This is a genomic window from Streptomyces sp. NPDC004111, from assembly GCF_042874215.1.
In the GTDB taxonomy this organism is placed as follows: domain Bacteria; phylum Actinomycetota; class Actinomycetes; order Streptomycetales; family Streptomycetaceae; genus Streptomyces.
In genome coordinates, this window is sequence record NZ_JBIAMU010000025.1 from 164368 (window position 1) to 172983 (window position 8616).

Here is an 8616-nt window from a genome sequence, read left to right on the forward strand (position 1 = left end):
CGCCACGCAAGGAGCTGTGATGCGGCAGCACCCGTCGCCGGACACCGGCCCGCCGATACCGGGCCGGGGCCCCCACGAACCCGCCGGGGCGCCGCCGGTGCCCGCCGGGGTGCCCTCCTTTCCCTCCGGGGTGCCCTCCTTGTCCTCGGGGGTGCCCGACGTTCCCGCCGGGGCCGATCTCGAACTGCTGCTGCGCACCGGCCCGTTCCACCTGGCGCTGCGGGCCGCGCTGGCGCTGCGCGGGCTGCCGTTGCAGCGGGTGCAGCACCATCTGGCGGGCCGGGGCGTCAAGGTCGGGGTGACCAGCCTCAGCTACTGGCAGCAGGGTGCCCGGCGCCCGCAGCGCCCGGAGTCGCTGCGGGCCGTACGGGAGTTGGAGGCGGTGCTGCACCTGCCCGCCGAGTCGCTGATCCGGCTGCTGGTGGCGGAGGGGCCCGGCGGTGAGGCCGAGCGGCCCGCGACCCGCTCCTACCGGGCGCTGGTGGAGGCGTCCGGCTCGGTGGAGCGGCTGCTCGCGGAGCTGGAGTCGCCGCAGGACGGCGGGCTGCACACGGTCGGCCACCACGAACGGGTGCGGATCGGCCCCGACCGGGCGCTGGTGGGCCGCGAGTCCCAGCAGGTCGTACGGGCGCACCGGGACGGCATCGACCGCTATCTGGCCATCCATCACGGCGACCCCGGCTGCGACCCGGCGCGGGTGGTGGTGCGGGCGCGGGAGAACTGCCGTACGGGGCGGGTGCGGTGGCAGCGGGACACCGGGGTGGTGGTCGCGGAACTGCTCTTCGACGCCCGGCTGCGGGCCGGGGACACGTACCTCTTCGGGTACGGCTTCGAGGACGGCACCGGCGGTCAGAGCGGCGAGTACGTGCGCGGCTTCAGCTTCGCGGGCGGGCAGTACGTGCTGCAGGTGCGGTTCGACGAGGCGGCCCTGCCGGTGCGCTGCCGGCGCTTCGCCCAGGCCTCGGCCGCGGCCCCGCGCACGGCCCGCCAGGACCTGACGCTGAGCGGCAGGCACGGGACGGTGCACTTCGTGGAGCAGGGGGTGCGGCCGGGGATCCTGGGGGTGGACTGGGACTGGGAGTAGCCCCCGTGGACGGAGGCGTACGACGCCGGCGGGCCTGCGGTGTACGGCCCTGCGGGGCCTCCGGTGGCGGGCCTCCGGCGCGCGAGCCTGCGTTGCGCGGGCCTGCGTTGCGCGGCCCTGCGTTGCGCGGGCCTGCGTTGCGCGGCCCTGCGACTGCGGACCTCCGGTGGGCGGGCCTCCGGTGCACGGGCCTGCGGCTGCGGGCCTCCGGTGTACGGCTCTGCGGTGGGCGGGCCGACGGGACCGCAGGCCTCCAGTCACGCGACCGCGGCCCGGGTCCAGGCCGATCCGGTGCACGGGCCGACCGGACCGCGGGCCGGGGCCCGGCCGATCCGGTGCGTGGGCCGACGGGACTCGGCCGCGGCCCGGCCGATCCGGCCCCGCGGGACGGCGGTCCGGGTCTCAGGCGTCCGGGCCCGCGACCAGCTTGCCGTCCTTGACCTTGACCGGGACGGCGGGCAGCGGGGCGGTGGCCGGGCCCTTGAGCGCCTTGCCGGTGGTGACGTCGAACCGGCTGCCATGGCAGGGGCAGTTGCCCTCGTTGGCCTCCAGCTTGTCCAGCACGCAGCCGGCGTGCGTGCACTGGGCGCTGAACGCCTTGTACTCGCCCTTGGCCGGGCAGCTGACGACCAGGCGCTGGTCGCGGTAGAGCTTGGCGCCGCCGACGGGCACGGCCGCCGCGTCGCCGAGGTCGACCGGAGCGGTGGGGGTCGGCGTCTGGGCGTGGCCCAGCTTGGACTCGGTGGAGCACGCGGCCACGCCCAGGCCTGCCGCGCCGGCGAGTGCGGCGCCCTTCAGCACGGTGCGGCGGGGGGTGGGCTGGCCGGACATGGTGACTCCCGTGGTACGAGGGGATGGCGGTACGGGTGGGTCCGCTGGACCCTGACCGACGATACCGGGGGCGGGTGCCGGAACGTCGCCGGGGAGGTGCACGACCAACCGCACGCGCCGGGCGACCGCCCGAAGCGCCGCCCGGACACGGACACCCACGGCCGACCGCCCCCGCAGCACGCCGCCCGGACACCCACGCCCGACCGCCCCGCGGCACGCCGCCCGGACCCCCACGGCGGGCAGCCGCCCGGCGCACGGACGGGCACCCGCTACCGGGCGACCGTGTGACGCGCGGACCCCGGACGCACGCGACGGGCGGCCCCGTGGGCCGGGGCCGCCCGTCGGTGTGCGGGTCAGCGTGCGGTGGACTTCTTGGCCGCGGTCTTCTTCGCCGCCGGGGCCGCCTTCTTGGCCGCCGCCGGCTTCTTCGCCGCCGCCTTCTTGGCCGGGGCCTTCTTCGCCGCAGGCTTGCGGCCCGAGGCCCGCGACGGGGTCGCGTCGCTGATCCTGCTCGGGTCGAGGATGTCCCGCAGGAACTTGCCGGTGTGGCTCGCCGCCACCCCCGCGACCTCCTCCGGGGTGCCCTCGGCGACGACCAGGCCGCCGCCCTTGCCGCCCTCGGGGCCCATGTCCACGACCCAGTCGGCGGTCTTGATCACGTCGAGGTTGTGCTCGATGACGATCACCGAGTTCCCCTTCTCGACCAGACCCTCCAGGATCTTGATGAGCTTGCTGATGTCCTCGAAGTGCAGACCGGTGGTCGGCTCGTCGAGGATGTAGACGCTCCGCCCGGAGGACCGCTTCTGGAGCTCCGCCGCCAGCTTGACGCGCTGCGCCTCGCCGCCGGAGAGGGTGGTCGCGGCCTGGCCCAGGCGTACGTACCCCAGGCCGACCTCGTTGAGGGTCTGGAGGTAGCGGGCGATGGAGGTGACCGGCTCGAAGAAGGAGAGGGCCTCCTCGATCGGCATGTTGAGCACCTCGGCGATGTTCTTGCCCTTGTAGTGCACTTCGAGCGTCTCGCGGTTGTAGCGGGCGCCGTGGCACACCTCGCACGGGACGTAGACGTCCGGCAGGAAGTTCATCTCGATCTTGATGGTGCCGTCGCCGGAGCAGTTCTCGCAGCGGCCACCCTTGACGTTGAAGGAGAACCGGCCCTGCTGGTAGCCCCGTACCTTCGCCTCCGTCGTCTCCGCGAACAGCTTGCGGATCTTGTCGAAGACCCCGGTGTAGGTCGCCGGGTTGGAGCGCGGGGTGCGGCCGATCGGCGACTGGTCGACGTGCACGACCTTGTCGAGGAGGTCGTCGCCCGCGACCCGGGTGTGCCGGCCGGGAACGCTGCGCGCCCCGTTCAGCTCGCGGGCGAGGTGGGTGTAGAGGATGTCGTTGACCAGCGTCGACTTGCCGGAGCCGGAGACTCCGGTGACGGCGGTCAGTACGCCCAGCGGGAAGGAGACGTCGATGTCCCGCAGGTTGTTCTCGCGGGCGCCGTGCACGACGAGCCTGCGCGAGGGGTCGACCGGGCGGCGGACCTCCGGGGTCGGGATGACCCGCTTGCCGGAGAGGTACTGGCCGGTGACGGAGTCCTTGTTGGCCAGCAGCCCCTTCATCGAGCCGCTGTGCACCACCTTGCCGCCGTGCTCACCGGCGCCGGGGCCGATGTCCACGATCCAGTCGGCGACCTTCATGGTGTCCTCGTCGTGCTCCACGACGATCAGCGTGTTGCCCATGTCGCGCAGCCGCACCAGCGTCTCGATGAGCCGGTGGTTGTCTCGCTGGTGCAGGCCGATGGACGGCTCGTCCAGGACGTAGAGCACACCGACCAGGCCGGAGCCGATCTGGGTGGCGAGGCGGATGCGCTGTGCCTCGCCGCCGGAGAGGGAGCCCGCGGGGCGGTTCAGCGAGAGGTAGTCGAGGCCGACGTCCACCAGGAAGCGCAGCCGTTCGTTGACCTCCTTGAGCACCCGCTCGGCGATCTTCTTGTCGCGGGCGTTGAGGGTCAGCTTCAGCAGGAACTCGGCGCACTCACTGATCGACATCGCGGAGACCTCGGCGATGGACCTGTCCATCACCGTGACCGCGAGGACGAGCGGCTTGAGGCGGGTGCCCTCACAGGTGGGGCAGGGCACCTCGCGCATGTACCCCTCGAAGCGCTCGCGGCTGGAGTCGCTGTCGGACTCCGCGTGCCGCCGCTTGACGAACGGCACCGCGCCCTCGAAGGAGGTGGTGTACGCGCGCTCGCGGCCGTACCGGTTGCGGTAGCGGACCTCGATCTGCGTCTTGTGGCCGTACAGCAGGGCCTTCTTGGCGCGCTGCGGCAGCCCGGCCCAGGCCATCTCCGTACTGAAGCCGAGTTCGCTCGCCAGGGCGTTGATCAGGCGGGCGAAGTAGTCCTTGGTGTGGCCGTGCGACCAGGGGTGGATGGCGCCCTCGTCGAGGGACTTCTCCGGGTCGGGGACGATCAGCTCGGCGTCGACCTCCATGCGGGTGCCGATGCCGGAGCAGTCGGGACAGGCGCCGAAGGGCGAGTTGAAGGAGAACGAGCGCGGCTCCAGCTCCTCGAACGACAGGTCGTCGTACGGGCAGTAGAGGTGCTCGGAGTACATCCGCTCACGGTCCGCGTCGTCCGCGTCGAGGTCGACGAAGTCGAGGATGACCATGCCGCCGGAGAGGCCGAGGGCGGTCTCCACCGAGTCGGTCAGCCGGCGCTTGGCGCTGTCCTTGACGGTGAGGCGGTCGACGACCACCTCGATGGTGTGCTTCTCCTGCTTCTTCAGCGTGGGCGGCTCGGTGAGCTGGATCGTCTCGCCGTCGACCCGGGCACGGCTGTAGCCCTTGGCCTGGAGGTCGGAGAACAGGTCGACGAACTCGCCCTTGCGCTCGCGCACCAGCGGGGAGAGCACCTGGAAGCGGCTGCCCTCGGGCAGTTCCAGCACCTTGTCGACGATGGCCTGCGGGGACTGCCGGGAGATCGGCCGGTTGCACTCGGGGCAGTGCGGCTTGCCGATCCGGGCGAAGAGCAGACGGAGGTAGTCGTAGACCTCGGTGATGGTGCCGACCGTCGAGCGCGGGTTGCGCGAGGTCGACTTCTGGTCGATGGAGACCGCCGGGGAGAGGCCCTCGATGAAGTCCACGTCCGGCTTGTCCATCTGCCCGAGGAACTGCCGGGCGTACGAGGAGAGCGACTCGACGTAGCGGCGCTGCCCCTCGGCGAAGATCGTGTCGAACGCGAGGGAGGACTTGCCCGACCCGGAGAGCCCCGTGAACACGATGAGGGAGTCACGGGGAAGGTCGAGCGAGACGTTCTTGAGGTTGTGCTCGCGAGCGCCACGAACGATGAGACGGTCGGCCACGCCGGTCCGCACCTTTCTTGAGAGAAGCAGGGTGCCGGGAAGCAGACTGCTGGGGTGAGGGTGCCAAGTGCATGAGTGAGGAGCGCTGTGCATGTGCTGGGTGCCGGGTCCTGGGACACCGCTCGGTTCAACGGTTCTCCGGGCCCCGGATGTTCCCTTCGAGCGTATAGCACGTACATTCGATTTGAAGCCATACGCCGTCCGCTTCACCCGAACGAGTGGCTGAGGCTTGCGCGGCGGCCTATCGTCTGCCCCATGAACGATCATGCGCACGATCTGGCCCTGCTGAGCGACGCCACGAACCGTCTGCTCACCGCCGCGGCCGAGCTGGACAACGCCGCCGTCGCCGAACCGTCACGGCTTCCCGGCTGGTCCCGCGGACATGTGCTGGCCCACCTGGCCCGCAATGCCGACGCCCTGCTGAACGTCCTGGCCGGCCGCCCCATGTACGAGAGCGCCGAGGCCCGGGACGCCGACATCGCGCGCGACGCCCCGCGCCCCCTCGACGTACAGCTCACCGACGTGTCGACGACGGCGGACGCCTTCGCGCGGGCGGCCGACGAGCCGGCCGACTGGTCGCGGACCGTGGAGCTGCGCAACGGGATCACCGACTCGGCTTCCCGGGTGCCGTTCCGGCGGCTGGTGGAGATCGAGCTGCACCACGTCGACCTGGGCATCGGCTACGAGCTGGAGCACCTGCCCGAGGAGTTCACCGGGCGCGAGATCGCGTTCCTGGCGGACCGCTTCGCGGGCAACGCGAGCGTGGCCCCGACGACGCTGAGTGCCGCCGACGGACGGCAGTGGACCACCGGCGGCTCGGAGGGCGACGCGGTGACCGTGACGGGCGCGGCGGCCGACCTGCTGGGCTGGCTGGCCGGCCGCCGCGACGGGGCCGCACTGGGGTCCGAGGGCGGCCCGCTGCCCGTACTGCCGCCGCTGTAGGCACGGCAGTAGGCTGCGCGCTATGACGTACAGCGGAGCGGTGAAGGTCGGCGGACCTGCGGATGTGCACGAACTCAAGGACCTGATGATCTCGAAGGTCGCGGTCGGGCCGATGAACAACAACGCGTACCTGCTGCGCTGCCGGGAGACCGGTGAGCAGCTGCTGATCGACGCGGCGGCCGAGCCGCGGACCCTGCTGCGGCTGATCGGTGACGACTCCATCGCCTCCGTCGTCACCACCCACCGGCACGGCGACCACTGGCAGGCCCTGGCGGAGGTCGTCGCCGCCACCGGGGCGCGCACACTGGCCGGCCGGTACGACGCGGAGGGCATCCCGGTGCCGACCGACACCCTCCTGGAGGACGGCGACACGGTACGTGTGGGACGCGTCGGGCTGACCGCGCGGCACATCGTCGGACACACCCCGGGCAGCATCGTCCTGGTGTACGACGACCCGCACGGCCACCCGCACGTGTTCACCGGCGACTGCCTCTTCCCGGGCGGCGTGGGCAACACCCACGACGACGCAAAGGCGTTCGCCTCGCTGCTCGGCGACGTGACGGAGAAGATCTTCGCCCCGCTGCCCGACGAGTCCTGGGTCTACCCGGGGCACGGCGACGACACGACCCTCGGCGCCGAGCGTCCGCACCTGGCCGAGTGGCGCGAGCGCGGCTGGTAGTGCACCGCACCGCGCCCTCCGGGTATCCCGGCCCTCGGGAGGGCCGGGATACCCGGAGGGCGCCCACGGTTCACCGGTCGACACCGAGGGCTCACCGGTCGACACCCAGGGCCGCGGCACCCCCGCGCGCCGCCCACGGGGTGATCTTGCGGGCGCGCCGGTACGACTAGTGCGGCGGGCCACTTGAGGGGGCCGGCGGCGGGGTAACGACGCCGCATGCACTCCTCAAGATCACCCGCCGGGCCCGCCGGACCGCCGCCGTCCGCGCCCTCGATGCTCCGCCTGGCCACCGCCTCGCTCGCGGGGACGGCCATCGAGTTCTACGACTTCGCGATCTACGGGACGGCCGCGGCGCTCGTCCTCGGGCCGCTCTTCTTCCCGTCCTTCTCGCCCCTGGCGGGCACCCTCGCCGCCTTCGGTACCTTCGCCGTCGGCTTCCTTGCGCGTCCGGTCGGCGCCGTCCTCTTCGGGCACATCGGCGACCGGTTCGGCCGGCGGCCGGTGCTCTTCTCCTCACTCGTCCTGACCGGGGCCGCCACGGTCGCGGTCGGCTGTCTGCCCACCTACGACTCGCTCGGCATCCTCGCGCCGGTCCTGCTGCTCCTGCTCCGCTTCCTCCAGGGACTGGGGCTGGGCGGCGAGTGGGGCGGGGCGGTGCTGCTGACCGCCGAGCACGCGCCCGCCGAGCGCCGCGCGCTGTGGGCGAGCTTTCCGCAGACCGGTCCCTCCCTCGGCTTCCTGCTCGCCAACGGTGTGATGCTGGCGATGTCGGCGCTGCTGACGGACGCGCAGTTCGTCGCGTGGGGGTGGCGGGTGCCGTTCTGGGTGGCGGGCCTGCTGGCCGCCGCCGGGCTGCTGCTGCGCGGCTCGCTGGAGGAGACGCCCGCCTTCCGGAAGCTGGCGGAGCAGGGCGAACGGGCGGGCGCGCCGTTCGTGGAGATCGTCCGCGGCCACTGGCGGCTGGTGCTGCTGACGGCAGGCGCGCTCTCCCTCGGGTACGCGCTCGTCTACACGATGTCGACCTGGTCCCTCGCGTACGGCACCGAGCGCCTGGGCGTGGACCGCACGGTCATGCTGGGCTGCGTCATGGCCGCGGTCTTCCTGAAGGGGCCGCTGATCCCGCTGGCGGCGGTGCTCGGCGACCGGTTCGGGCGGCGGCCGATGTGCCTGGCGGGGTGCGCGATCGGCGCACTGTGGGTGTTCCCGATGATCGCGTTGCTGTCGACCGCGCAACCGGTGTGGATGTTCGTCGGGTTCCTGGGCGGCGCGCTGTCGTTCGTCACGATGTTCTCGGTGGTCGGGGCCTATCTGCCGGAGCTGTACGAGCCCAGGGTGCGCTGCACGGGCGCGGCCGTCGGCTACAACCTGGCCGGGGTGCTGGGCGGTGCGCTCACGCCGATCGTCGCGACGGCGGTCTCCCGGGGCGACGGGCCGCCGTGGGGCGTGGCCGGGTATCTGACCGGGATGGCGGTGCTCAGCCTGGGCTGCTTCGCGCTGCTGCCGGAGACCCGCCCGGTGGCCGCCCGTGCGGTCGGGGCGGACGCGGCTCCGGCCTGACCCGGCGGTACCCCCTCGGAACGCGAGAGGTGGGGGGGGGGGGGGGGGGGGCCCGGGGGGGGGCGGGGGCGCGGGGGCGCGGGGGGGGGGGGGGGGGGGGGGGGGGGGGGCGCCCCCCCCGCGCCCGGGTCGGGCAGCGAGTACGCAAAGCAGCTGACAGAACGTCAGATCGC

Annotated in this window: 6 protein-coding genes; 4 read left to right on the plus strand and 2 right to left on the minus strand. The window is 72.8% G+C overall.

What is annotated here, in order from left to right:
• The first annotated feature begins 19 nt into the window (after positions 1-19).
• The gene (locus ACFYVL_RS37885) at positions 20-1084 is read left to right on the plus strand and encodes a hypothetical protein (RefSeq protein WP_389253318.1); all 1065 of its coding nucleotides are present in this window, start codon (positions 20-22) and stop codon (positions 1082-1084) included.
• Between the two features lie 402 nt (positions 1085-1486).
• Here ACFYVL_RS37885 and ACFYVL_RS37890 read toward each other — a convergent pair whose 3' ends face one another.
• Together ACFYVL_RS37890 and uvrA are read right to left on the minus strand one after the other, a co-directional pair.
• Positions 1487-1915 carry a Rieske (2Fe-2S) protein gene (locus tag ACFYVL_RS37890; RefSeq protein WP_389253320.1) on the minus strand — a complete coding sequence of 143 codons (429 nt, stop codon included), beginning with the start codon at positions 1913-1915 and terminating at the stop codon, positions 1487-1489.
• A gap of 353 nt (positions 1916-2268) precedes the next feature.
• On the minus strand, positions 2269-5265 hold the full coding sequence (gene uvrA, locus ACFYVL_RS37895; protein WP_389253322.1) for an excinuclease ABC subunit UvrA: 2997 nt from the start codon (positions 5263-5265) through the stop codon (positions 2269-2271).
• 255 nt (positions 5266-5520) lie between these two features.
• Here uvrA and ACFYVL_RS37900 point away from each other — a divergent pair, with 255 nt between their 5' ends.
• The 3 genes from ACFYVL_RS37900 (at position 5521) to ACFYVL_RS37910 (ending at position 8443) form a co-directional block, all read left to right on the plus strand.
• Positions 5521-6207 (plus strand): maleylpyruvate isomerase family mycothiol-dependent enzyme, encoded by a 687-nt coding sequence (locus ACFYVL_RS37900; RefSeq protein WP_389253324.1) that lies wholly within the window; start codon positions 5521-5523, stop codon positions 6205-6207.
• A 22-nt stretch (positions 6208-6229) separates the two neighbouring features.
• Positions 6230-6886, plus strand: coding sequence for an MBL fold metallo-hydrolase (locus tag ACFYVL_RS37905; protein ID WP_389253326.1), 657 nt, complete (start codon positions 6230-6232; stop codon positions 6884-6886).
• 273 nt (positions 6887-7159) lie between these two features.
• Positions 7160-8443, plus strand: a complete 1284-nt coding sequence (locus ACFYVL_RS37910) for an MFS transporter (protein WP_389253342.1) — start codon at positions 7160-7162, stop codon at positions 8441-8443.
• The last annotated feature ends 173 nt before the right edge of the window (positions 8444-8616 follow it).